Raw genomic sequence first — 25,930 nt, forward strand, 5'->3', positions numbered from 1 at the left:
TTATTCCACTGTGACGCTCTTCGCCAGGTTTCTCGGCTTGTCCACGTCGCATCCCTTCTGCACCGCCATATAATAGGCAAATATCTGCATGGGGATGATCGCCGTCATTGTCGCAGCAAAATCCGCCGCATCCGGGATCGCGATCAGCTTATCCGCTACATCCTTTGCCATATCCTTATATTTTTCCTGCGTGATCACTAGCACAACCGCGCCGCGTGCCGTTACCTCCTTGACATTGCTCAGGGCTTTTTCAATCAAATCCCCCTGCGTCAATACCGCCACGACGAGCGTTCCCTCTTCGATCAGCGCAATGGTACCGTGCTTCAGTTCGCCTGCGGCATAGGCTTCTGAATGGATATAGCTGATCTCCTTTAATTTGAGCGACCCTTCCATTGCAAGCGCATAGTCCAGTCCGCGCCCGATATAAAAAACACTTTTTTCCGTAAAATGTTCATAAGCAAATTTTTGCAGCAAATCCTTTTGACCCAGGATATCCGCCACCTTATCCGGGATAGCGGCAAGCCCCGACACATTCGCGCGGTATTCTTCCGGCGCCATTTTCCCTTTGGCATAAGCAAGCTTCAGGCAAAAGAGGTACAGGCACATCAGCTGCGTCGTGTACGCCTTGGTGGACGCCACCGCGATCTCCATGCCCGCACGCGTATAAAGCACGCTGTCCGCCTCGCGCGCAACGGTGGATCCTACCACATTGGCGATCGCCATCACATATGCCCCGCGCTTTTTCGCTTCACGCAGCGCGGCGATCGTATCCGCCGTTTCGCCCGACTGGCTGACGACGATCACAAAATTGTCCCCATTCATAATCGGGTTTTTATAGCGGAATTCCGAAGCAATCTCCACTTCTACCGGCACGCGCGCAAAGCGCTCGATGATATACTTACCCACGTAGGAGGCATGATAAGCCGTCCCGCAAGCGATGATGGTGATTTTTTTGATCTTTTTCAGCGCATCGTCTGTGAGCCCTACCTCATCAAAACACACTTCCCCGTCTTTTAAACGCGGTGTCAACGTATCTGCAAGCACGCGCGGCTGCTCCTCGATCTCCTTGATCATAAAATGCGGATAACCCGCTTTTTCCGCCTGGGAAACATCCCATTCCACGGTATAAGGTTCGCATGCGATGGGGTTCAGCACCTCGTCGAACAGCTCCACCCCGTCTTTTTTGATGACCGCGATTTCGCCATTGTTGAGGAAATACACATCGCGCGTATACTCAAGGATCGCCGGGATATCCGAAGCGATCAGGTTCTCGCCTTTCCCCAGTCCCACAACGAGCGGGCTGTCCTTTCTTACCGCCACGATCTCATCCGGGAACCGTTCGCTGATCACGCCCAGCGCATAGCTGCCCTTCAGCTTGGAAATCGCTGTAGACACCGCTTCTTTGAGGTCGTCTTTCAGATAATAGTGGATCAGGTGCACGATCACTTCCGTGTCCGTTTGGGAAACAAAGCGTATCCCTTTTCTCTCCAGGGATTCTTTTAATTGCAGGTAGTTCTCGATGATGCCGTTGTGCACGATCGCCAGATCGCCTACCATATTGATGTGCGGATGCGCATTTGCACAGCTCGGCTCGCCATGTGTTGCCCAGCGCGTATGCCCGATCCCGATCGTATGCTCCGCACACTTTCCTTTCACCAGCTTTTCCAGGCCGGCCAGTTTACCTTTTTCCTTGATGACGTTCATCTTCCCGCCATCAAGATAAGCAACGCCCGCACTGTCATAGCCGCGGTATTCCAGCTTTTGCAGTCCGCCGATCAGTACCGGGATCACATTTTTATCGCCTGCATACCCAACAATTCCACACATATACCCTATCTTCTCACTTTCCTATTTCAAGCGTGCTTCAATCAATTTTGCCATGGAAACGGCGTGCTTGGTGATCGCATCCTTATCTTTTCCTTCGATCATCACGCGCACAAGCGGCTCCGTCCCCGACGTCCGGATCAATACCCTGCCTTCCCCGTGGAATTCCTGCTCCAGCTTTTTGATCTCACTGGCGATCATCCCATCCGTTTCATAATCGTGTTTTTTGTCGTCGCTCACCTTCGCGTTCACAAGCACCTGCGGATAGATACTGACAGGCCGCGCAAGGCGTGCGAGCGGCTTATCCTCACGCTTCATGACCGCCGCAAGCTGTACGCCCGAAAGGATTCCGTCCCCGGTGGTGCTATGGTCGAGGAATATGATGTGCCCTGACTGCTCCCCGCCAAAATTGTATCCGTCCTTGAGCATTTCTTCCAGCACGTAGCGGTCGCCGACGTCCGAGCGAACCATATTGATCCCGTTTTCCTTGAGCGTCACTTCCATTCCCATATTGCTCATTACCGTCGTGACCACCGTATCCTTTTTCAGCACGCCACGTTTTTTCATATCCATCGCGCTGATCGCCATAATCTTATCGCCATCCACAATGCTGCCATGTTCGTCCACGGCAATCAAGCGATCTGCATCGCCGTCAAACGCCAGCCCCAAATCCGCTCCCAGCTCCGATACCAGCCGCGACAGCTGTTCCGGATGCGTGGAACCGCAGTTTTCATTGATATTGTTTCCATCCGGCGTGTTATAGTACGGAATGACCTCCGCTCCTAAAAGCTTGAATATCCACGGTGCTACCTCGCTCGCCGCACCGTTCGCGCAGTCAAGGACGATCTTTAAACCATCCAGGTTCACATCCGTCGTTTCCACGACAAAATCGATATAATCCTGCGCCGCTTTTTTGAGGCGTACCCGCCTGCCGATCTTCTTGCCCGTCGGCTGCGGGATCTCTTCCGCATCGTTCATAATGATATTTTCAATGCGGTCTTCGATCTCGTCCGCCAGCTTATATCCATTGGAATTGAAAAATTTGATCCCATTGTATTCCACCGTATTGTGGGAGGCGGAAATCACGACCCCCGCGTCATATCCGGAATGCCGCGTCAGATACGCGATCGCGGACGTTGGCAGCGTGCATGCCACGACAGCTTCCGCCCCCGCGGAACAGATACCCGCCACCATCGCCGATTCCAGCATATCGCCGCTGCCGCGCGTGTCCTTCCCAATCAGTATCCGCGCGCTGTGTATCTCATTTGTCAGGCAGTAGGCGCCTGCACGCCCCAGGTCGTACGCCAGTTTCGACGTCAGTTTTTCATTGGCGATGCCGCGCACCCCATCCGTACCAAAAAGTCTTGCCATGCTTTTCCTCACTTTTATCCTTTGTAAATTATATTTCAAACCCCAGCGCGGCCGTAGCGGCCACGGCGCCGTCAGCCACCGCCGTAACGATCTGCCGCAAGGGCTTGCTGCGGATATCCCCCGCGCAAAATACGTTAGGAAGGTTGGTCTTGCATCCTTCATCCGATTTGATATAGCCGCCTTCGTCCAGCTCCACCTGCCCTGCGACAAGCTTTGTCTTGGGGATCTGCCCCACTGCAAAAAATACGCCCGTTACAAAGATCTGGCGTTCTTCGCCCGTATCGTTGTGCTTTACGGACAAACTCTGCACCGTATATTCCCCGTTCACGGATAGCGGAATACTGTTTAAAACAAACTCGATATTATCAAGCTTTTGCGCCGCCTCCACCAGAGAAGGGCTCGCCCGGAACTGGTCCCTGCGGTGCACCAGGTAAATTTTTTTGCAAAATTTTGCCAAATACAGCGCATCTTCCACAGCCGTATTCCCTCCGCCGATGACTGCGACCTCTCCATCCTTGAAAAAGGCGCCGTCGCACGTTGCGCAATAAGATACGCCCGCACCGATCATCTCTTCTTCCCCCGGGATGCACAGCCGCTTTGGTTCCGCGCCCATCGCCAAAATGACCGACTTGGCCTCATAGGTATTTTTGCTGGTCGCCACTTTCTTGGTCTCGCCCGTAAGCTCAAAGGACTTGATCTCTTCCGTGACCATATCGGCGCCCGATTTTTGCGCCTGCAGCTTCATGCTGTTGGCGAGGGCAGCGCCCGTTACTTCGTTTTCAAACCCCGGATAATTATCGATCATATGGCTGATCGCCATTTGCCCGCCGGCAAACGCACGTTCTATGAGCAGCGTTTTAAGGCCGCTCCTGCATGCATAGATCGCCGCGGTCAATCCTGCCGGGCCGGAGCCTGCAATAATCAAATCATACATTTTGTTCCATCTCCTTAGAAATGCTTTGCAAACCGCTCTTTTACAAATTACTATTATTATACAGGAAAGACACGGATCCTGTCTATCCAGTTATCCATCAACAGCCGCATATTCCCTTTAACTGCACTTTTTACTTTTCAGATACCGCTTCCCTAGCTTTCCCTTTAAAAACGATGCAAACTCCTGCAGCGTTATCCCCTCTATTTGTCCTTTGGGGATCAGGAATGCATTGATGTCATTGATGAACAGGTAAAATGCCACCGGCGTTTCATACGCATAGACAAGGTCGTCATACGCAAACTCGGCCAGCGTTTCGCGTTCTTCTTCCGCATCATACTCGCGCACTTCCATCTGCTTTTGCGTGAACGTATACTTCTGCGGGTTTTCCACCGCTTCCTGTACCGTCTTGTACTGCCTCTTGGGCTGCGTCCTCGTCACGGTGACATAACAGGATACGAAAGCAGCCGCGACCGCCCCTAAAAGAATCACCGGCACCACTCCCATGGCGTTGTCGAGCAAAGCATAATTGCATATGATCAGTACCACCGCAATACCGATAAGGATACACAGAACCGTCACAAATTTGGCAAACGCATTCATCTTGCCGTTCGGGCCCTTTTTTTCAAACAGCGAAAACATCCAATAATCTTTAAATATCTGGTAATCCGTCTTTGTCGTAAAATTGATATCCTGCATAGCCGCCCTCCGATACTGCCTTATATTTTACACCAATTCCATGTAAAAATCCATAAAAAAGGCCTTGCCCGGATTGTAAATAAAAAAGCGTACCTGCAATGCAGGTACGCTTATAAAAGCATGATGCTACTCAATCGTCGCTCGGCGATTCCGTTTCCCCTGAAGAAAGCGCTCCGCCCGGGCTGCCATCCACCGGTGTGTAATAACGCTCCAGCATCTTCGTCATCAGTTCATCCTCGTCCATAATAAAGTAATTCAGCTTGGATGGGCTGGTCACGATCGGGTCGGGGAAGTTCTGCCAGCAGTCGTCCCGTTCCTCAAATGTTTCCATCTTGATGTTGTCGATGGAACCGATCTTATCGAGCACGCCTGCCATCGCGACAATCTGGTCAAGTCCCAAATTCGTCTGCAACACGTCGCCCGAAAGCTGCGAGAACAGTTTGGATGCGGACTGCACCGCGCCCAGCTTCTTGATCTTTTTGGCGATCGCCATCATGAATTCCTGCTCGTGGCGCTGGCGCGACAATTCACCGTCGTCCATCTGCTTCCTGTTCTGCAAATAGAGGCGAACCGCATTGCCTTCCAGCGTGATCGTATCGCCTTTGCTCCCGATATCCGGATAATCCTGGTCGAGCGTCACTTCCACGCCGCCCAGCGCTGCCGCAAGGTCTGCCAGATGCTCTAAGTCAATGGATATATAGTACTGGATCGGGATACTGAGCTGTCCTTCCACTTCCACCAGATCCTCTGTAGCGCGCATTGCGTTCTGCGGCCCCCATTTCGTGGTGTCGTTGCCGCCGCCCAGGATATAAGCATGGTTGATCTTTGTCAGGTACTCTTTGGATTCCACCTTGCCCGTCTTCTGGTCTACCTTATGCACGATCGTACGCGTATCGCGCGGAATGGAAAGGAAAGATATCTCGTTGTTTTCCATATCGACCGTGCACAGCATGATCATATCGCTGCGCGCACCCGTCGCGTCCTTGACCTGCGTGCCGTCCCAATCGATACCCAGCATCAGGATGCTGACCACATTCGGATTCTTCTGGTAAGTCTTCCCGTCGATGGTCACCGTTTCAACGTTTGCATTCGCGTCAAAGTTGATGTCGTCCGATGCGACCGCCGCCGGCGCCGGCGTATTGAACGCCGCGATCGAGTTTGCCTTCAAATCCGTATATGTTCCGTAAAGGGCATACGTGACACCGCCTGCGCTTAATACCAGCACGATCAATATGACCGTCAATATTTTGATTGCTTTTTTATAATTCAACTGTTAGTCCTCCTAACAAAATCAAATCAAAACCTGTTCAACATTATAATATAAATTAACCCTGAATACCACTGTTTAGCCAAAATTTTCTTTCATTGGCCGCCTGGCGGAACATAATAAAGGGAGAGCATCGTATCCAATAATTCCTGGTCGTCCATGACATAATAATTCAACTCCGGCGGGTTTGGAACGATCGGATCCGGAAAGTCCTGCCAGCTGTCGTCCTTTTCCTCAAATGTTTCCATGCTGATATTGTCGATCGAACCGATCTTGTCGAGCACACCCGCAGTCGCCGCCACCTGGTCTAAGTTCATATTCGTCTGTACACCGATTTCCTCCAGTCTCGGCAGCAGCCTCACCGCCGTCTGTGCCGCGCCCAGCTTCTTCACTGCCTTGGCGATGGCTTTGATGAAGGCCTGCTGGTGGCGCTGGCGCGACATTTCGCCGCCTACGTCCTTGCGTTTTTCGAGGTAATGCCGCACATTATCCCCCTGCAGAAGTACGGTTTCGCCCTTGTTCCCGATCCCGGGGATATCCTGGTCAAGCTCTACCTCTACGCCGCCCAGTACGTTTGCTAAGTCAGGCAGGTTCGCCAGCTCCAATGAAACGTAATATGCCACGGGGATATCGAGCTGTTTCCCGCAATCGATCAGCTCCTGCACTGCCAGCATTTCGTTTTCGGCGCCCGCTTCGTCGCTGTGCAGCGCACCCAGCGCATACGCGTGGTTGATCTTTGTGAGATACGTTTCATCCTGTATCTTGCCTGTTTTTTTATCCACAGCATGCACCGTGGTTCGCGTATCGCGCGGGACCGAATGGAAATCGATGGTATTTTTTACCATATCAATCGTACAGAGGATAATCATATCGCTGCGCTTTCCATCATCAGCGCGCTCTGCCGACCCGTCCCAGTCGACCCCCAACATGAGGATCGTGACCACGTTTGGATTTTTTCCGTACCGCTTCCCGTCGACGGTCACAAACTCCGTAGGCTGTGCGAACGTTTTCCCTTCGGAAACGACCGTTCCTTCCCCGGAGAATGTTTCAAACGCTGTCATCGGATTTTCCTTGAGTTCCGTATACCTGCCGTAAAAAAACGCCGCCACCGTTCCTGCGGCCGCGCCCAGTGCGACCAACACAATGATCAATATTTTAATGATTTTTTTGTAGTCCACCATGCAGCCCCCTAAACGGTTTTACGCCCCTGCCGCCTTTTATCATAATACACATGTAATCATTTGTACCCGTTTTCACGCAATATTCACAAATTATTAAAACAAATGATGCAATTCCATATAAAAAGAACCGCCTTAACCATAAGACGGCTCTTCTATCCATTTTGTTCCCTGATTAATATCCCTGGTTATAATAATCCCCGCGGCGGTAATCATAAACCGCGCCCGCGCTGTATACGTCAATGCTCTCAAGCGCCTTGCCCGTACCGATCGCCACACACGAAACCGCGTCCTCCGCCACATAGCAGGGAATCTTCGTCCGCTCTGTTAAAAGCCTGTCCAGGCCATAAAGGAGCGATCCGCCGCCCGTCATGCAAATGCCGTTTTCCGCGATATCCGCCGTAAGCTCCGGCGGCGTGCGCTCGAGCACGCTGTGCATGGTCTCCATAATCCGGTCGAGCGGCTCCTGCATCGCTTCGATCGTCTCGTTGGAGCTGATGGTGATGGTCTTGGGCAGACCAGAAATCAGGTTGCGCCCCGTGACTTCCATGTATGCTTCTTCCTTACGCGGGAACGCGCTGCCGATGTTGATCTTGATCTCCTCTGCCGTGCGCTCACCGATCAGCATATTATATTTTTTCTTGATATACCTTGAAATATATTCATCGAACGTGTCTCCCGCGATCTTGATCGAATCGCTGATGACCGCGCCGCCCAGCGAGATCACAGCCATATCCGCCGTACCGCCGCCGATGTCGAGTACCATATTGCCCTGCGGTGCGCCGATATCGATGCCCGCGCCGATCGCCGCGGCAATCGGCTCCTCGATCAGGCACGTATGGCGTGCGCCCGCTTCTTCCGTCGCCTCGATCACCGAACGCTTTTCCACTTCCGTAACGCCCGACGGCACGCACACGACCACCCGGGGTTTAAAGAACAGCCTCTTGCCGATCACCTTCCGAAGGAAGTACCGCAGCATCCGTTCCGTATCGTGGAAGTTGGAGATCACGCCTTCCCGAAGGGGCCTTACCGCCACGATGTTGCCCGGCGTACGCCCCAGCATGATGCGCGCTTCTTCACCGATCGCAAGCATCCTGCCCGAAAGCCTGTCCACCGCAACAACGGAGGGTTCCCGCAGAACGATCCCCTTTCCCCTGACGTATACGAGCACTGTCGCCGTACCGAGGTCGATTCCTATATCATTAAAATTTCCGAACACGCCCATTCACGCAAGCCTCACTTTATCATACTTTGCTTTTCATATGGCATAATACATGCCTATATACCATATATCATAATACAATGGCACTTATATTTCAACTGTTTTGTGACGATTTTGTCATATTCTCTCTCTTGAACTACCCGCCGATACCAGTTACAATAAAACGTATCAACAAAGATTTTTTTATTTTACCATATGGGAGGAGACATTCATTATGGATTATCGCAAACTGCAAAACGGCAGCGACATACGCGGTATCGCCCTGGGGGAAGGTACCAGCCTGACGGCGCAGGCCGCACGCGACTTGTCGCTTGCGTTCGCCTCATGGCTCAAACAAAAAACGGGCGCTCAAAAGCCTAAAATCGCCATCGGTACGGATTCGCGCGTCACCGGCCCCGACTTAAAAAAGGCGTGTATCGAAGGCTTTGTAAGCGCAGGCGCCGATGTTGTGGACTGCGGCATGGCTTCTACGCCCGCTATGTTCATGACCACCGTTACCGACGGCTTTTTATGCGACGGTTCGGTGATGGTCACAGCAAGCCACCTGCCCGCAAACCGCAACGGCCTCAAGTTTTTTACCAGGCAGGGGGGACTTGAAAAAGAGGATATTGCGGAGCTCATCCGCATCGCCGATACGGCAAAGGACGGCGACAACAGCGGCAGCGTGACACAAGCGGATTTCATGAGCGTATATGCAAAGATCCTTGCCGACAAGATCCGCGATGCCACAGGCAAAGACAAGCCCTTTGCAGGTTTTAAAATCATCGTGGACGCCGGAAACGGGGCGGGCGGTTTTTATGTAGACAAGGTCTTAAAGCCCCTCGGCGCGGATACTGACGGCAGCCAATTTTTGGAACCGGACGGTACGTTTCCCAACCATGTCCCCAATCCGGAAGACCAGAAGGCCATGGACAGCATCGTAGGCGCCGTCAAAAAGACAAACGCAGATTTCGGCCTGATCTTTGATACGGACGTCGACCGCGCCGGCGCAGTCGACAAAGGCGGCAGCGTGCTCAACAAAAACCGCCTGATCGCGGCCATATCCGCTATCCTGTTAAAGGAATTCCCCGGCACGACCATCGTGACGGATTCCATCACTTCGAGCGGGCTTGCGCAGTTCATCAAAGCGCACGGCGGCGCGCACCATCGTTTTAAACGCGGCTATAAAAACGTGATCAACGAATCCATCCGCTTAAATGAAAGCGGAACGGATTCCCAGCTCGCGATCGAGACCTCCGGCCACGCGGCACTCAAAGAAAATTACTTTCTCGATGACGGCGCCTACCTGGTAACGCGCCTGCTGATCGAGCTGGCAAAACTCAAAAAGGATGGGCACAGTATCTCTGACCTGATTGCCGACCTGAAAGAACCGGTGGAAAGCGAGGAATTCCGCCTGAATATCGGCGAGGAGGATTTCAAGGCATATGGCAACCGTCTGATCGCGGACTTAACGGCATATGCGGAAAAGGAACCCTCCTTCCGGATCGCACCGGACAACCACGAGGGCATCCGCGTTTCCTTTGACAAGGATCATGGCGACGGCTGGTTCCTCGTCCGATTGTCCCTGCACGACCCGCTCATCCCCGTCAATGTGGAGAGCGACGAGAAGGGCGGCGCACGCATCATCACGGAAAAGCTGTATGCGTTTTTAAAGCAATACGATAAGCTTGACCTGTCCCCGGTCAAAAATTACCTGGGCGTATAAAAAACAATCATAAAAGGGCGGTACATATGCACCGCCCTTTTTCATGTCTAAAACCTTAGAATCTTGACCTGTCGTCAAATTTATTGGCTCCGCCCGTTCGTTTTGGGCCTTCCTGTTCCTTCATCTTTGCATCCGCTTTGGATTCTTCAAATTCCTTTTCCCTGCCGCGGAATTCGTTCTGTTTTACCTGGTATGCTTTTTTCTTCTTCCTGCTGCGGTTCACCAGTACGATGATGACCACGACCACCACAATGATCACGATCATGGCAATGATGCCCACAAGCATGGAGCTGATGCCGCTTGACGCCTGGTCTGAAACCTTGTCCAGTACAAATTTGCCGCTGGCGTCCTGCTTGAAATCCATGTACAGGTCTTTTGCCGCCGCGGACATTTCCACCACATACCCGTCGCTTGTCGTTTCAGCGATCTTTGTCTGCGTGCCCTGGCGGAACTCGATATTCAGCACCGTTGCGCTGTCCGCTTCCGCGTTTGGCGCGAGGATCGTCCAAACATATGTCTTGAACGCCGCGTTGTTGAAAACGAACTTCCCATCCGCTCCTGTCGCGCCGACCGAAGGCGTAGGCAGCTCGCTTTCCGTTACCGTCACGGTAACGCCGCCGATCGCCTTGTCCGAGGAATCTTTAAAATTCGCTGTAACGTTGAAGCTTCCCGTCGCGGGAGTAGGCGTAGCTGCCGCCTCGGGCGGATTGGGCTTCGATGTGCCCGCGGAATAGATCTGCAACGCTTCTTCCGGCACGTAGACCGCGCCCAGATACAGGTTGGTCACGTCCTGTCCGACAGAAATACTGTATTTTCCACCCATGGCCTGTTCCGTAATGCCCGTCGTATTTCCGCGCGACAGGTGAAGCATCCCTGTGGAAAGCTTTCCATTCGCATCTTTGACGGAAATGTTGTGTTCTTCCACCGTGACGCCGGGAAATGTTACCATACCGTCTTTATTTGCCGTCTGCGAACTTTTATCTATGATGACGGTATAACCGTCCGCGCCCTGTCCTTCCTGCGTATATACATAGATCGTCAGATTGATGTCCTGTTCTTCCGACGGTTCCGGGGTCGGCTCTTCGGACGGTGTAGGCGCAGGCGTCGCTGTCGGTGTCGCCGTTGGCGTTGCCGTCGGTTTTTGTGTGGGTGTGGGCGTCGCTGTCGGCGTAGGCGTAGGAGTCGGCGTTGCCGTGGGCGTCGCTGTCGGCTCCACTGTATCCGTAGGCTGCGGGTCTTCCGTTTCTGCAAACGCTACCGGTGCGAACATGGCAAGCATCAGCACGACTGCCAGAAGAATCCCCAATATTTTCTTTGTCTGTTTCATTCAGTTCACCTCATAACTATGATTCCGTATTGATCATGACAACCATTAGACGTATTCTATCATACAAATGTTCCTAAACGCAATTTTACGTTCCCAATCCCATTCTTCAAAAAAATCCCTGTTTTTTGAAAACAGGGATTTTATATCCGAAAAACAGCTTAGTCTTCTTCGCACGCGCATACGCATGCACACGGCGCATCCGGGATATCCTCTTTGATCTTCTCCGGCACTGCCGAGAACAGCGTGCTCACCGATTCACGCTCATGGATCCTGTACACCGCTTCTGCAAAGAGCGGGGCAACGGAAACCGTGAGGAACTTCTGGTGTCCGACAATAAACGGATTTTCCACACTGTCCGTCGAAATGACATATTCGATCGGGCTGTCGTTGATCGCCTTTACGCCCTTTTCACGCAGCATGATATGCGCAAGGCAGGAAACGATGCGCTTTGCGCCGCGCGCTTTCAGCATATGCGCCACATCGACGAGCGTGCCGCCGGAAATGGAGAAATCGTCCACGATGATGCAGTTTTTGCCTTCCACATTACCGATCAGTTCCAGAATCTGTGCGTTTTCGTCATGGCCGCTGCGCGTTTTATCGCCGATCGCGACCGGAACGCCCAAATAATCCGCATACTTCCTGGCCATCTTAGCAAAGCCCGCGTCCGGGGAAACGACCACCGCGTCTTCCATGATGTCCATGCCCTTGATGTATTCGCAAAGGATCGGCAGGGAACGAAGGTGATCCACCGGGATCTTGAAAAAGCCCTGCACCTGCGCACTGTGCAGGTCCATCGTAATCACGCGGTCAGCGCCCGCCGTCTCAAGGCAGTCGGCGCATACCCGTGCGCGGATCGACACCCTCGGTTCGTCCTTCTTGTCGCCTTTGGCATAGCCATAGTAGGGGACGATTGCCGTGACCGAGCTTGCGCTTGCGCGTTTGAAAGAGTCCATCCAAAATAAAAGCTCCACTAACTCGTTGTTTGGATCCAAACCGATAGGGAGCACCACATAAACGTCTTTGTCACGTACCGTTTCTTTGATACGTATAAAAATATTTCCGTCGGAAAAATGTATAACCTCGGAAGCGCCCAACTCCGCCCCCAGGTAATTGCACATTTTCTTTGCGAAAGGGAGACCAGAGGAGCCTGCGAAGATCTTGATATCCGGATTACCACTAAGCATAAAATCATACCATCCTTGTTTCATGTGATTATATGTTTATTATAGCACCCGCCCTATGCCTTTTCAATCAAATTGCATAGTTTTGGATTAAAAATTTGATGGAATCCGTGAGTCTTTCGCCCGTACGTTTTTCGCACGCGATCGCCGCGTACGGGCGCATTTTCCCGTGGTAATCGCTGCCCTGCGTTACCAGCAGGTCGTTTGCCTGTGCGATATCCAGGTACTTCTTCACTTCCGCGTCCGTATGCGCGGGATAATATGCTTCAATGCCCTGAAGGCCTAATGTTTTCATATCCGCGACCAGCGAAGCGATATCGTCCGTTTTCACAAACTTGGGGTGCGCCAGCACAGGCACGCCGCCCGCGTCCAGGATCAGGTCCAGGGCTTGCTGCATATTGAGCTTGCGCCTCTGCACATAGCAAAGCCCGTTTTCGTTCAGGTATTTGACGAACGCATCCTGCAAATCGCCCGCATACCCCTTTTCAATGAGCGCAAGCGCAACGTGCGGCCTTCCCAGCGTATTGCCGCCCGCAAAGCGCTCCACATCCTCAAAGGTAATATTGATGTTGTGTTCTTTTAAAGCCTTGATGATCGCGTATACACGTTCGACGCGCGAAGTACGCAGATCCTCCATCATTGTTTTGAGCGCCTCGTTTTCAATATCCACGCCGTAGCCCAGAAGGTGAAGCTCCCCTAAGTGCCGCACGGAAATTTCCACCCCCGTAATATAGCGTATCTTATGTGCTTTTGCCGTATCGATCGCTTCTCTTTGCGCATCGATCGTATCATGATCCGTGATCGCGGAAAGCTCCAGTCTTAGTTTTGCGCACTTCGTGACGATCTCCCTCGGCGTATCCGTACCGTCCGACGCTGTTGAGTGCATATGTAAATCAAGCATTTGTTTACTCCATGAAAAAATAGGAAAGCGCGACGTATCGCGCTCCTATTATTTGTATTTAAGGAAGTTCCGTTTTGCTCCGCAAGACGAAACCGCTGAACTGCATAAAATCAATTGCCGCCTTTGGCTCTATTGATTTTCGCATTTCATGTGTCTTCCGGCTTGGGCGGAGTTACAATGATCGTTTCCACCGCTTCCGCGTCTATCGGCTGATCCGGCGGGGAGATCGGCTCCGGTTCTTTTTCCGTATCCTTTTTCTCCTCGACCGTCCATGCTTCCGGGTCATCGACGTCGATCTCATCCTCGAACAGGCGTTTGAACTCTTCGCCCGTCAGCTTTTCTTTGCGCATCAGCACTTCGCCGATGTTGATCAGCTTCTTTAGGTTCGTGCTCAGGATCTCCTTTGCACGCCCATATGCGCCTTCCACGATCTTCGTCACTTCCGCATCGATCTTGGCTGCCGTCGTTTCCGAATATTCAGGCGTCTGTCCAAAGTCTTTGCCGAGGAACACCTCGTGCCCGGAGGCTAAAAATACCGGCCCCAGCTCGTCGCTCATGCCATATTTCATAACCATATCCTTTGCCGTTTCCGTCGCCCGCTGCAAATCGCTGATCGCGCCGGTGGAAACATCCTTTAAGGTCAGCGCTTCCGCCACACGCCCGCCCAGCATCATCGTGATCTCGTCCACAAGCTTGCTCTTGAAAACGTGCTGCTTATCTTCTTCGGGCAATGTCATCGTATAACCGGCCGCCATGCCGCGCGGGATAATGGATACCTCGTGCACCGGGTCTGTCTTGTCGAGCACATGCGCCAAAATCGCGTGTCCTACTTCATGGTAAGCCGTGCACCGCTTGTCGGCTTCCGTCATGACACGGCTCTTCTTTTCCGGCCCCGCGATCACGCGCGTGATCGCTTCCTCGATTTCCGGCATACCGATCTTTTTCTTGCGCCGGCGCGCAGCCAAAATCGCCGCTTCGTTGAGTACGTTCTCAAGATCCGCGCCGATAAAGCCCGGCGTCCTCCTCGCGATCACCTTAAAGTCCACATCGCTCTCGAACGGTTTGCCCTTTGCGTGCACCTTCAGGATATCTTCCCTGCCCTTTACGTCCGGGTAGTTGACGATGATCTGCCTGTCAAAGCGTCCCGCCCTCAAAAGCGCCGGGTCAAGGATATCTTTCCTGTTCGTCGCCGCCATCACGATAATGCCTTCGTTCACTTCAAATCCATCCATCTCGACGAGCAGCTGGTTTAAGGTCTGCTCACGCTCGTCGTGGCCGCCGCCCAGGCCTGCGCCCCTCTGGCGCCCGACCGCGTCGATTTCGTCGATGAACACGATACACGGTGCGTTCTTCTTCGCATTTTCAAACAGGTCGCGTACGCGCGATGCGCCCACGCCTACGAACATTTCCACAAAATCAGAACCGCTGATCGAGAAGAACGGCACCTTTGCTTCGCCGGCCACCGCTTTGGCGAGCAACGTTTTACCGCCGCCGGGAGGGCCTACCAGCAAAACGCCCTTTGGGATCCGCGCCCCCAGCTCCTTAAACCGCGCCGGGTTCTTCAGGAACTGGACGATCTCCACCAGTTCTTCTTTTTCTTCATCCGCACCGGCAACGTCCGCGAACGTCTTATGCGTTTCGCCGCCGTCCGTCATCCTCGCCTTGCTCTTGCCAAACGACATCGCGCTGCCCGTGCCGCCCGCGCCGCCTTGGGCGCGGCGGATGATAACCATCCACAACACTAAGAACAATACGATCAGGATCAGGTACGGCAGGAACTGCAGGAATATATTCGGTTCCGGCGTCGGGACATAGTTAAGCTGAAACCCATAGTCCGTAGGGTTCGAGCTTCCCGTTACCTGCGCGATATCCTGGTTGAACTGCCCGATCGATTCGGGGATTGTCGTCGAAAAATCATATTCCCGTGGGAAATTCTCATCCGTGACCTTGGTATCGTTGGTACGTCCAACAAGCGTCCGGTCCTGGATCGCAACATCCTTTACATCTTTTGCAGCTACCTTATCCAAAAACTGATAATACTGCAACTCTTCTACCGTTGAGGTTTCCGGGTTGCCCAGAAACTGTGCCGCTATAATGATGACAACAATAATCAATATATAGATAAACGGCCCTCTGAAAAATTTTGCCAAACTTTCTATCCTCCTGCCTTGGGGCATCCACTGCTTATTGAGTATAACCCCCAAAATTACTTACTTTATATTTTTACCAACGCAGATGCCTTTTCAAACAACCAGCTTATTCGTAAACGCTGCGTTTCAAAATGCCCACGCTTTCATAATTCCTGTATTTTGCCGCATAATCGAGGCCATATCCCACCACGAATTCATCCGGGATATCAAACCCGATATACTTCACCGGGACTTCTACCTCGCGCCTGTCCTGCTTATTAAGAAGACAGCATATCTCGATACTTGCCGGCTGGCGGCCGTGTAAAAGCTTTGTCAGGTTTTTAAGCGTCCATCCGGAATCGATGATGTCTTCAATGATCAGCAAATGCTTTCCGCGGATGTCCTCTTGCATATCGTACTTGATCTGTACGCTGCCCGTGGAAGAACTGCCCTGTCCGTAGCTTGAAACTGCCATAAAATCAATTTCCATCGGGATTTTGATTTGGCGCATCAAATCCGAAAAAAACACGACGCTGCCGCGCAAAATGCCGACCGCGATAAAATCTTTCCCTTCATAATCCTTGGATATCTGTTCCCCCAGCTCCATTACCCGCTCTGCGATCTTCTCTTTGGAAAGCAGAACGCTTTCAATGTCCCTCTCTACATAATGCTCCATTATGCATCCTCCTGCTTTTTTGTATATTTCAAACAGTAAATGCGCGTTGTATCCCCTGTTACGCGGCATTCATCATCTATCACATGCCCGGCCGCCCAAATGATCCGGCTTCCGTCCGCTAAGAGCGGCGTCCTTTCGCGCTCCTGGCGGGGCAGCTTCTTGTCGATAAAATAATCCTTCAGCTTCTTTTTCCCCGGCGCGCCCAGCGGATGTATCGTATCTCCGCGGTACCGCGTCCGGAGCATCAACCTCTGCGGCAGCTTGTCCGCATCCACATAAGCGACGTCCGGGTCGCTGTTTTCATAGTCGCATTCGTATACCTCACCGCATATTATCCTGCTGCCGTCCGGCAGTTCGTTCGCCGCTTCAAAATCAAAGGGCATACAGAAGCTCACATCCGCCTCCCGGGCAGAAAACCCGATCAGCAGCTTTCCATATTCCACAGCCGCATACAGGTTGTTTGAAAGATTCGCCCGCGCGCCCGTCCTGTTTCTTTCCGCCAGCGCAAGCACGCAAAGCACGTGGGCATTTTCCACATCCTGCGTAATATGCAGCCTCTCGCACGCCAGCCGCACGATCCTGCAGCGGACTGCTTTGCTCAGGCGGCTTAATGCTTCAATATCGATCTCCACACTTCCGTTCAAGACTTGCGCACAATTCCCAAATTCCTTTTCCGCTTCCCCGCGTATGAACCCTGCGTCGTATTCCGCGATCACGCTCAAGCGGTTCAGCGCCCCCGCAACATCCGGGTTGATGCGATCCCTAAGCTGCGGCATAAGCACATTCCTGATAAAATTCCGGGTATACTCGTTTTCCCCGTTCGTCCTGTCCGTCACATACCCGATCTCTTTTTCCTCCAGGTACGCAAGGATCTGCTGCCTTGTCACGCATAACAGCGGGCGGATCATCGGCCCATTTTGGGGATGGATGCCCCGCAGCCCGTCCGTGCCGCTTCCCCGCAGGATATGCATGAGCACGCTTTCCGCGTTGTCGTCCAAATGATGCGCTGTTGCGATCACATCCACGTCGCCGTTTTGAATGAGGCTTTTAAAGTACTCCTCCCGTGCACGTTTGGCCGCGCTTTGCTTGCCCATATGCCATTCTTCCGCAAGGGACGGAACATCCGCCGCACTCATGTAAAACGGTATGTTGTGCTCTGCACAGTAACGGCTGACGAAATCCGCGTCATCTAAAGATTCCTGCCCGCGGATCCCATGTTCAAAGTGCACGCACACCACAGAAAAAAAAGCGAGAGGCGCAAGGAAACAAAGGCAAGACAGCAGCGCCATGGAGTCCGGTCCTCCCGATACAGCCACACCAACGGTCTGTCCTGCTTCGATCAGGTTGTTTTCTTGTATAAACTCCCGTACAATCTTTTCCATGTCAAAATTTCCCTACTATATATAATATACTGTAAAAGCCAACTTTACAACCGTATTTATCAGGGAAACCGCGTCATTTCTACAGAATATATTGTATGCTTTCCATATGAACACAACATGAACACTATGTTTGTCCGCTCCGCTTTCTTCGCGGGCGGAACATGCTGCTACCCCGCGGGCGCACTTTACCAGCGGTTGTTTCCCTTCGCGTTCCCGCTTTGGAAACCGATTTTTCCTGGTAAACGCAATCAGCAAATGTTGATACGGCGTCCGATCCACAAAACAAAAACGGCATAGCGTTTGCCATGCCGTTTTTTCGTTACCTGTTTAGAATACCCGTTTCGCGTGGATAAACCCATTCTTAAACCACGAACCGAAATCCCTGTGCATCATCGCGTTCTGGCTCGAAGATGCGTCGATCACCGTGCCGTCGCCCATGTAGACCGCAACATGTCCGCTCATGCAGATGATGTCGCCGCGCTGCAGGTCGCCGATGCTCTTGATCGTTGTAAAACCAGAGCTTCTCCAGCCTGCCGACGTCATATAGTCGATGTCATATCCCGCCTGGTTCAGGGCATAGTATATGAGCCCCGAGCAATCGAATGCGTTCGGCCCTTTCGCGCCCAGCACATAAGGTTTCCCCAGCTGGTCTTCCAGCACGTCGATGAATCTCTCCAGTGTAGAAGACGATGCGCTTTCGTCAGAATCCCCCGAACGCGAGCTGCCTGCTTCTTCTCCCGAAGCCGTGATCGCATCGGAGGAATAAAGCGCCTCTTTTGTGTAATATCCGACGTTCCCGTCGATCCCCAGTTCGTTGTTTTTCTGGAAGGCCTTTACCGCTCCTTCCGTGTCCGTACCAAAATACCCGGTCGCGCTCACATCATAGCCCAAGCTGTCCAGCCTCTTCTGGATCTCTTCCACATCTGTGCCGCTTGCGCCGATCATTACCGTGTAAGGCTTTGCGTCATCTGCAAACAGCGCCTGCAGCGTATCGTAAGTGGCTACGCCTGTTACCTCAAGGCCATGTTTACGTTGAAAATAGCTCACTGCCTGCTTGGTAAGGGGGCCAAAGAACTCAGTCGGCTCGTCCTCGTCCATATAATGCAGCTCCATCAGGCGTGACTGGAGCGTAGCGATCAGCGGATCCGTTGTTTCCGGCTGGATATCCCCGGTGTACAACTTCTGCCTTTCGTTCTGCACAGGCGCTGCCGCGGCTGCCTGTTCTGCTGCGGGTGCCTGCTGTTCCGCTGCCGGTGCCTGCGTCTGCTCAGGCGTCTGCGTCGCCTCTGGTGCCTGGGCCGGTGTTTCTTCCGCTGCCGGCGTCGCTTCCGGAGCCTGGGTCGCCTCCGGCGCCTGCGTTTCTTCTGCCGCCGGTGTTTCCTCCGGCGCCTGGGCCGGTGTTTCTTCCGGCGCCTGCGTCGCTTCCGGGGCCTGGGTCGTTTCCGCTGACGGCGTTTCTTCCGCTGACGGCGCCGCCTCAGGGGCTATCGCTTCCTCGGGGGCAGGCGTAGGCTGGCTTACCGCTTCCGTTTCTCCCTGCGCCTGTACGCTGGAATCATCCGTTGGTTCTTCGCCTTGCGTACCTTCAAATACAAGACCCGGCTCAACCGCCAGCGTAGGTGTGGGTGTCGGTTCCACAGAAGGTATTTGCGTTTCCTGCGCCTGTTGTACCTGTTCCACTACTTCCGGCGCATGGAATATCTCGTCGCCGTAAGCCGCTGTCGCCAGGATCGGGACCATGACCGCCGCCGCCACAACGCCGACAGCAATCAAAAACTGCTTTTTCTTTCTTGCCCTGTAACGATGTACAACCGAAGATGTATGTCCCTTGTACACTGAAGCTCCGCGCCTGCGAAATCCAACGGCAGACTTGAACCTCCTAAAAATCTGTTTCATAAAAACTCCTTTTCTGTTACAAGTTTAATACGGATTATACACCTATTTATCTCAATTGTCTATATTTTATTTAATATTTCTGTAATATTTAGTCTTTTTATCCTCTGTGAACCGCGTTCAAATGGGTAAATTTGCATTTTATTTTAATATTTCTTACCATTTTATGACATCCCGTCCCTCGTCTATGCCGCCATACCGATCTGTGGTATAATGGTCTTGCTCCCACAACACATGCAAAAGCACGGAAATCGTGCCTGGAATTGTAATATCAGTCCCTATATTTGGTTATATGTTATATAAAGTATTCCCAAGAGGTATATGTATGAATCAGATCGAGGATATCCTTTCCCAACTGACATTGGAACAAAAAGCAGATCTTTGTTCCGGGCTCAACGCCTGGAACACTTTCCCCATCGCCTCTCTCGGCGTTCCCGAGGCCTTGATGACGGACGGCCCGCACGGCCTGCGCAAACAGTACGACAAAGAGAGCGCCATGCTGGAATCTTCCGTTCCCGCAACCTGTTTTCCGCCTGCGGCAACGACAGCCTGCTCGTGGGACAAAGACCTTCTGTACCGCGTAGGCGAGGCACTGGGAAGCGAGGCGCGCGACCAGGGCGTATCGCTTGTTTTGGGGCCGGGCATCAATATCAAGCGTTCCCCGCTTTGCGGGCGTAACTTTGAGTATTTCTCCGAAGACCCCATCCTGTCCGGCGACCTCGGCGCACAGATGATCAAGGGCATACAAAGTACGGGCACAGGCGCATGTATTAAGCACTTTGCCGCCAACAACCGCGAGTATTTCCGCATGGTGTCCAATTCCATCGTGGACGAACGCGCGTTGCACGAAATCTACCTGCAGGGGTTCGAGCGCGCCATCAAAACGGCCAGGCCCTATGCCGTCATGAGCGCATACAATATGCTGAACGGTGATTACTGCGGGGAAAAGAAAGAGCTGATCGCCGGGATCCTGCGCGAGGACTGGGGCTTTGACGGCCTCGTCGTTTCCGACTGGGGCGCTTGCTATAACCGCGAAAAGGGGATCGCCGCCGGCATGGATCTGGAGATGCCCTATTCCGGCGAAGAAAATACGGAACGTATCATGCGCAGCGTTGCGAAAGGTACGCTTGACCAGCAGGCGCTCGATGCCTGCGTACGGCGCGTCCTTTCCTTTGTTTTCCGCTGTGAAGCAGAAAAAAGCAAACCCTATACATATGACGCACAGAAAAACCATGAGATCGCGCGGGAGGCCGCCGCAAGCAGCGCCGTCCTGCTGAAGAACGAAAACGGCCTCCTTCCTTTAAAACCGGGAACCAAGGTCGCCCTGCTCGGCGAATTTGCCGAAAAGCCAAGATACCAGGGCGCGGGCAGCTCAATGATCAATCCGCTCCAGCTTGAGACCGCGCTCGAGGAATTTCCGAAGTACGGGATCCATTTCATCTACAGCAAGGGGTATGACAGCACGAAGGATGAAACGGACGAATCGCTCCTCACCGACGCCAAACGGGTCGCGGACGAAGCAGACGTTGCGGTCATCTTTGCGGGCTTACCTGCGCACTACGAAATGGAAGGGATCGACCGGACGCATATCTGCATCCCGCAAAACCAGGCGGAGCTCATCGAGCAGGTCGCTGCCACCAAGCCTGTCGTAGTCCTTCTGTGCGGCGGCGCACCCGTGGAAATGCCGTGGATTGGCTGCGTTACCTCCCTTTTGCACTGCTACCTCGGCGGCGAAGCTTCGGCTTCGGCGGCGGCGCAGTTGCTGACAGGCGCCGTAAACCCAAGCGGAAAGCTGGCGGAAACCTATCCTATCCATTTGAGCGACACGCCTTCCTACCGTTTCTTCTCGGACGACAGGCACAATGTGGAGTACCGCGAAAGTATTTATGTCGGTTACCGGTATTACGATGCGGCCAAAATGGACGTGCTCTTTCCGTTCGGCTATGGCCTTTCCTATACGACGTTTTCCTATTCCGACCTGCGCCTTTCCAGGGATACGCTGCTGGCAGGCCAGTCCCTGTCCCTTTCCTTTACCGTGACCAACACGGGAAAAGTCGCCGGCGCCGAAGCCGCACAGGTCTATATCGAGCATGGCCCGGCCGAAAAACATTTGTGTGCGTTCGGCAAAGTGTTCCTGCAGCCGGGGGAAACGAAAGAATTGTCCTTTACACTGTCCGAGCGCGATTTTTCCTTTTACCACGGCGGCTGGAAGCTCATGGACGACTGCACGGTACTTGTCGGCGCGTCTTCGCGCGACATCCGCTTAAAAGCGATGGTCAGCATCCCGCGGGGCATGACGCCGCCCAAATATCCGCTTGCTACGGACGGCCACTGGGACGCTGTCGCTTTTTACAGCCTGTTCGACAAAATCCCGCAGATCTCATTCAGCAAACACCCGTTCACGATCAACGCGACGCTCACCGATTTCGATTCGGCGGCGATCGGGCGCCAGATCCACCGGGTCGCCAAATGGTTCGCCAAAAAATATATCGTCAGCGATAATTATTTAGGCCAGCAGATCATGCTCCAGCTTCTCGACCAAAACCCCTTCCGCGTACTCGTTTCGCTTTCGGGCGGGCTGCTGACCTACTGCATGGCGCGCGGCGTATTGATGATCGCAAACGGACAGGTACTGATCGGGCTCCTTGCTTTCATCACTGCCAGCCGAAAGCGCAGGAAAAGAAAAATAAAATCGAAATAGTGTTTATAAGCTTTTGACCCGGTTATATATATACTGTCGCGGCACCTAGTGTTACGACAGCAAAAACAATACATACCCCCCAATCAGTAAAAGGCCGATGGTGTACCATCGGCCTTTTACTTGCAGTCCGTACCGGATCTGTATTGTGTTATAATAATAAAAAGCCTGCGGCTCATACCGCAGGGAACACCACATAGGAGCCTTAACCATGCCCAGTGAAAGTAATATCCTCCATTCCCTGAAAAAACACGGCGCGCACTTTGCAGCGCCGGTCGCGGCCGGCAGTATCCGTTTTTACCCGGAGCTGCGCAAATTATGCGAAATGAACAAATGCGGCTGCTATGGCACCAACTGGAGCTGCCCGCCCGGCTGCGGCGATGTGCATGCGCTTTCCAAACGCGTGCGCTCCTTTGCCCACGCCATCGTTTTCCAATACGTGGGGACGCTCGAAGATTCCTTCGATTTTGAAGGCATGCTCGCTTCCAACGAAGCCTTCAACCGCATTGCCTACGCCGTCCGGGACGACCTTGCAAAGGAAACGTCCGGCTTCCTTGTCCTCGGGGCAGGCAAATGCACCCTGTGCGAGGCATGCAGCTATCCCGACGCGCCCTGCCGCTTTCCCGAAAAGCATATCATTTCCGTTGAAGCATGCGGCATAGACGTATCCGAGCTGTGCAGGGAGGCAGGCCTTTCCTATATCCATGGTACAAACACCGTGACCAATACCGGCCTCATCCTCTATTGAATATCATTGATCGTCCTTATGCAATTTTTCTTCAAACCTGCGGAACTCCGCATTCCGGGATTCGGAGATTTCTTCATCCTCTTTTATCCGCTCCCCTGCGCTCACCGGTTTTTCTTTCACGACACCCTCGCTTAAAACGTTGAGCCCATAAATGATGGCAAACGCCCCCAGCAGGATACCGATGATATCCATCGCCGCGACCCAATGCAGTACGATGAGCAGCACCGCGCCCACGATCGATACCACGCCGATCCCCATACACCATTTCCATTTCTGCGCCTGCTGTTTTTTGAGCGCATTGCCTTCGACGATACGCGTCACGCCGAACACCGCCAGCCAAATGCCCACGAGCAGCGGTAAAAATGCGATCAGCACACTGCTTGCAAACATCCAGATCAGCGCGCCCAGCGCGATATTCATAACAGATACCACGATATTCGCCGCAAAAATGCCCTCAGCGTTCCTGCGGGAACATCCGCAGACCAGCTGCACCACGCCTACTGCCATCATCGCAATACCCGCGATCCCCACGACAAAGACGGCCCCCACCACCGGCGCTGTCAAAAGCAGGATACCGGCCAGGAACAAAAGGATCCCCAGAACCACCTTCAAAACCCTGATCAGTGTCTTCATTTCCATACCCCTTTTATATACTTTTTAGCTGTCCTGCACCATTTGCTGCAGTGCAAGGTCATATTTGCTTTCGTCCACAAGCCCGCTCAAAATATTGAGCTTCGGCTTACTTCCCTCGTTAACATCCGTTTCTACGATCACCAGGTACAGGCACTGCGTCTGCGGGTCGATAGACACCACCCAGTTCCATTCCCGCGAATTTTGCGGTCCAAACTGCGCGGTTCCCGTCTTTCCGTAAATGCCTTCCCTTCCGCCGAGCTTGGCAAGCGCCGCCGTACCCGTTTTCATGACCTCTTCTAAGGCCGGCATCTGCATATTGATCGTAGAACCGGACATCGTCGCTTCCTTAAAAACCGTATGTTCGCTTTCCTGGTCTATGACCTGGCCGCCGTTCTCATCCGTATGGGAAATATTTTTCAGGATCGTGGGATTCAGCATATTGCCGTTGTTTTCAAACGCAGTATACATGCATGCCACCTGCAGGGGACTGATTTGCAGCTCGCCTGTACCATAGGCGGTACGCGCCAACAGATCCAGGCTGAATTCCGACCCCTCGTTGATCATACTCGATGCCGTCACCGGCAATTCAAAGGCAGGCGCCTCGCCCATCCCGATCCTTTCCATATAAGCTTTGAAGGCATCCACGCCGACCTGCAGTGCATAGTAGGCAAAATAAATATTATCCGACGATTTCATCGCGTATAAAAACGAACGGTCTCCACCCGCGATTTCCTTTGTATTGATCGGCGGGTATACCCAGCCCGGCACGTCCGGCGTCCATGTATATCCTACCGTACCGTCAGTACGCTTTTCCTCTGTAAAAGGAAGCGTCGAACTGTCCGTTAATTTTCCCTCTTCCATCGCCGCGGCTGCCGAAAACGGCTTGAAGGTAGATCCCGGCGTATAGACCGACTGCGTCGCACGGTTGAGCATCGGGGAATTGCTGTCGTCCCCCATGTAGTGCTCTACGACCGCCGCATCAAGCGCAAAGTTGAACAGGTTGTTATCGAACGACGGATAGGATACCATCGCCTTTACATCGCCGTTCGTATAGTCCAGCACGACCACCGCGCCGCTGTCGCCCTCGGCAATATTTGCCGCCATCAGCGTATAAGCGTCCTGCTGCTTTTTGGCGTCGATCGTAAGCGTGACGTCCGAGCCGTCCGTTTTTGCATCCTCATAAAGCGTTTCCTTGCGGTTTCCCTTGTCATCTTCGATATATACCGCCTTGCCGTTCGTACCGCGCAGAACGTCCTCGTACTGTCTCTCCAGTCCCGTCTTACCGACTGTCGAATTCTCCGTGATGCCCGCCTCTTCGTTGATTTGGTCTTCGTCCGGCGACCCCAGATACCCGATGATATGCGCCGCATCGTCTTTCAATGGATAATACCGCGCGGGCGTCATTTTCGTCTCGTCGATCCCCAAGCCCGCAACGGAGGAGATCCCCTGTTTTTGCTCCTCCGTGAGCGTCCCTTTCGGATAGGTCGCCAGCACCTCGGATGTAAAACCCTTTTCTACCGCGTTGTCGTATTTCTTTTGCACCTTTTCCGGGTCTATCCCGTAATTTGACTGCAAAAAGCTTTTGACCTCGTCGATATCCGGCTCCTTCTCCAAGTCGATATAAATGCTCTGCGCATAATCGTTTTTCGCCAGCACAGTTCCGTCCGCGGAAAAAATCTCGCCGCGCTTCCCCGTCTGCGTGACCGCGCGCACCTTGTCGCCCTCTTCCAGCATGGGCAGGATCAGGTCGGGCATATACAGCACGGTATAGCCCTGCGGCCCTTTGACGATGTCCGCGCTGTACTCGTAGTTTATCTCCCCCAAAAGCCCGCTGGCCATATTGAGGGTATAGGTAAGCGTATACTCCGTTTCGGAATCCGGCTTTTGCTCCACGCTGCGATCCACGAGCCTGATATCCGTGATCTCCAGCGCTTCGTAAATATTATTGAACCGGGCCACAAAATCGTCCTTTGTCTTTACGTCGGACGTCAGCGTATACACATAGCTGTATGCTTCGTCATAATTTTTTTTGACCAGCGCGTCCACAAAAGCATACCCGGTACTGAGCGCGCCGTCCGTTTTTGCGCAGCCAAAAAGCGCGCCCGCACAAAGACCGGCCGAGAAAATAACTATCATTATATATATAAGGATTTTTTTTGCCATCA

General features: G+C 53.0%; 19 protein-coding genes. 3 read left to right on the plus strand and 16 right to left on the minus strand.

Annotated elements, in window-relative coordinates; all coding sequences use genetic code 11:
- The 7 genes from glmS to mreB form a co-directional block, all read right to left on the minus strand.
- A complete protein-coding gene (gene glmS / locus BN6471_RS02330) occupies window positions 1-1,827 on the minus strand; it encodes a glutamine--fructose-6-phosphate transaminase (isomerizing) (protein WP_066645129.1) in 1,827 nt (608 codons plus the stop codon).
- Between the two features lie 21 nt (window positions 1,828-1,848).
- The gene (gene glmM, locus BN6471_RS02335; protein ID WP_066645131.1) at window positions 1,849-3,195 is read right to left on the minus strand and encodes a phosphoglucosamine mutase; all 1,347 of its coding nucleotides are present in this window, start codon (window positions 3,193-3,195) and stop codon (window positions 1,849-1,851) included.
- A gap of 28 nt (window positions 3,196-3,223) precedes the next feature.
- Window positions 3,224-4,177, minus strand: a complete 954-nt coding sequence (gene trxB, locus BN6471_RS02340) for a thioredoxin-disulfide reductase (RefSeq protein WP_278287586.1) — start codon at window positions 4,175-4,177, stop codon at window positions 3,224-3,226.
- Window positions 4,178-4,246: 69 nt separating this feature from the next.
- The gene (locus BN6471_RS02345; RefSeq protein WP_066645134.1) at window positions 4,247-4,825 is read right to left on the minus strand and encodes a YcxB family protein; all 579 of its coding nucleotides are present in this window, start codon (window positions 4,823-4,825) and stop codon (window positions 4,247-4,249) included.
- Window positions 4,826-4,955: 130 nt separating this feature from the next.
- Window positions 4,956-6,095, minus strand: coding sequence for an LCP family protein (locus BN6471_RS02350; protein ID WP_066645136.1), 1,140 nt, complete (start codon window positions 6,093-6,095; stop codon window positions 4,956-4,958).
- Between the two features lie 92 nt (window positions 6,096-6,187).
- Complete coding sequence (locus tag BN6471_RS02355; protein ID WP_162270164.1) at window positions 6,188-7,270, minus strand: LCP family protein; 1,083 nt, start codon at window positions 7,268-7,270, stop codon at window positions 6,188-6,190.
- A 175-nt stretch (window positions 7,271-7,445) separates the two neighbouring features.
- Window positions 7,446-8,495 (minus strand): rod shape-determining protein, encoded by a 1,050-nt coding sequence (gene mreB / locus BN6471_RS02360; RefSeq protein ID WP_066645142.1) that lies wholly within the window; start codon window positions 8,493-8,495, stop codon window positions 7,446-7,448.
- A 211-nt stretch (window positions 8,496-8,706) separates the two neighbouring features.
- Here mreB and BN6471_RS02365 point away from each other — a divergent pair, with 211 nt between their 5' ends.
- Entirely contained in the window at window positions 8,707-10,197 is a 1,491-nt protein-coding gene (locus BN6471_RS02365; protein WP_066645144.1) for a phosphohexomutase domain-containing protein, read from the plus strand.
- Window positions 10,198-10,252: 55 nt separating this feature from the next.
- On the opposite strand, the gene BN6471_RS13065 is transcribed toward BN6471_RS02365, so the two are convergent.
- The 7 genes from BN6471_RS13065 to BN6471_RS02400 form a co-directional block, all read right to left on the minus strand.
- Window positions 10,253-11,524 (minus strand): carboxypeptidase-like regulatory domain-containing protein, encoded by a 1,272-nt coding sequence (locus tag BN6471_RS13065; RefSeq protein ID WP_066645146.1) that lies wholly within the window; start codon window positions 11,522-11,524, stop codon window positions 10,253-10,255.
- 158 nt (window positions 11,525-11,682) lie between these two features.
- Window positions 11,683-12,708 (minus strand): ribose-phosphate diphosphokinase, encoded by a 1,026-nt coding sequence (locus tag BN6471_RS02375; RefSeq protein WP_066645148.1) that lies wholly within the window; start codon window positions 12,706-12,708, stop codon window positions 11,683-11,685.
- A gap of 67 nt (window positions 12,709-12,775) precedes the next feature.
- On the minus strand, window positions 12,776-13,606 hold the full coding sequence (locus tag BN6471_RS02380; RefSeq protein ID WP_066645150.1) for a PHP domain-containing protein: 831 nt from the start codon (window positions 13,604-13,606) through the stop codon (window positions 12,776-12,778).
- Window positions 13,607-13,752: 146 nt separating this feature from the next.
- Window positions 13,753-15,765, minus strand: coding sequence for an ATP-dependent zinc metalloprotease FtsH (ftsH, locus tag BN6471_RS02385; RefSeq protein WP_407919470.1), 2,013 nt, complete (start codon window positions 15,763-15,765; stop codon window positions 13,753-13,755).
- A 97-nt stretch (window positions 15,766-15,862) separates the two neighbouring features.
- On the minus strand, window positions 15,863-16,411 hold the full coding sequence (hpt, locus tag BN6471_RS02390) for a hypoxanthine phosphoribosyltransferase (protein ID WP_066645154.1): 549 nt from the start codon (window positions 16,409-16,411) through the stop codon (window positions 15,863-15,865).
- Complete coding sequence (gene tilS, locus BN6471_RS02395) at window positions 16,411-17,793, minus strand: tRNA lysidine(34) synthetase TilS (RefSeq protein ID WP_066645156.1); 1,383 nt, start codon at window positions 17,791-17,793, stop codon at window positions 16,411-16,413. Before tilS ends, hpt begins: the two co-directional genes overlap by 1 nt.
- A 327-nt stretch (window positions 17,794-18,120) precedes the next feature.
- Complete coding sequence (locus BN6471_RS02400; RefSeq protein WP_082903284.1) at window positions 18,121-19,689, minus strand: peptidoglycan-binding protein; 1,569 nt, start codon at window positions 19,687-19,689, stop codon at window positions 18,121-18,123.
- Between the two features lie 322 nt (window positions 19,690-20,011).
- On the opposite strand from BN6471_RS02400, the gene BN6471_RS02405 reads away from it, so the two are divergent.
- Window positions 20,012-22,387, plus strand: coding sequence for a glycoside hydrolase family 3 C-terminal domain-containing protein (locus BN6471_RS02405; RefSeq protein WP_066645160.1), 2,376 nt, complete (start codon window positions 20,012-20,014; stop codon window positions 22,385-22,387).
- 208 nt (window positions 22,388-22,595) lie between these two features.
- Window positions 22,596-23,132 carry a DUF2284 domain-containing protein gene (locus BN6471_RS02410; protein ID WP_066645162.1) on the plus strand — a complete coding sequence of 179 codons (537 nt, stop codon included), beginning with the start codon at window positions 22,596-22,598 and terminating at the stop codon, window positions 23,130-23,132.
- Window positions 23,133-23,135: 3 nt separating this feature from the next.
- On the opposite strand, the gene BN6471_RS02415 is transcribed toward BN6471_RS02410, so the two are convergent.
- On the minus strand, window positions 23,136-23,765 hold the full coding sequence (locus tag BN6471_RS02415; RefSeq protein WP_066645168.1) for an HdeD family acid-resistance protein: 630 nt from the start codon (window positions 23,763-23,765) through the stop codon (window positions 23,136-23,138).
- A 24-nt stretch (window positions 23,766-23,789) separates the two neighbouring features.
- A complete protein-coding gene (locus BN6471_RS02420) occupies window positions 23,790-25,928 on the minus strand; it encodes a penicillin-binding transpeptidase domain-containing protein (RefSeq protein WP_066645170.1) in 2,139 nt (712 codons plus the stop codon).
- Window positions 25,929-25,930: the final 2 nt, after the last annotated feature.

The organism is Christensenella timonensis, assembly GCF_900087015.1.
Lineage (GTDB): Bacteria > Bacillota > Clostridia > Christensenellales > Christensenellaceae > Christensenella > Christensenella timonensis.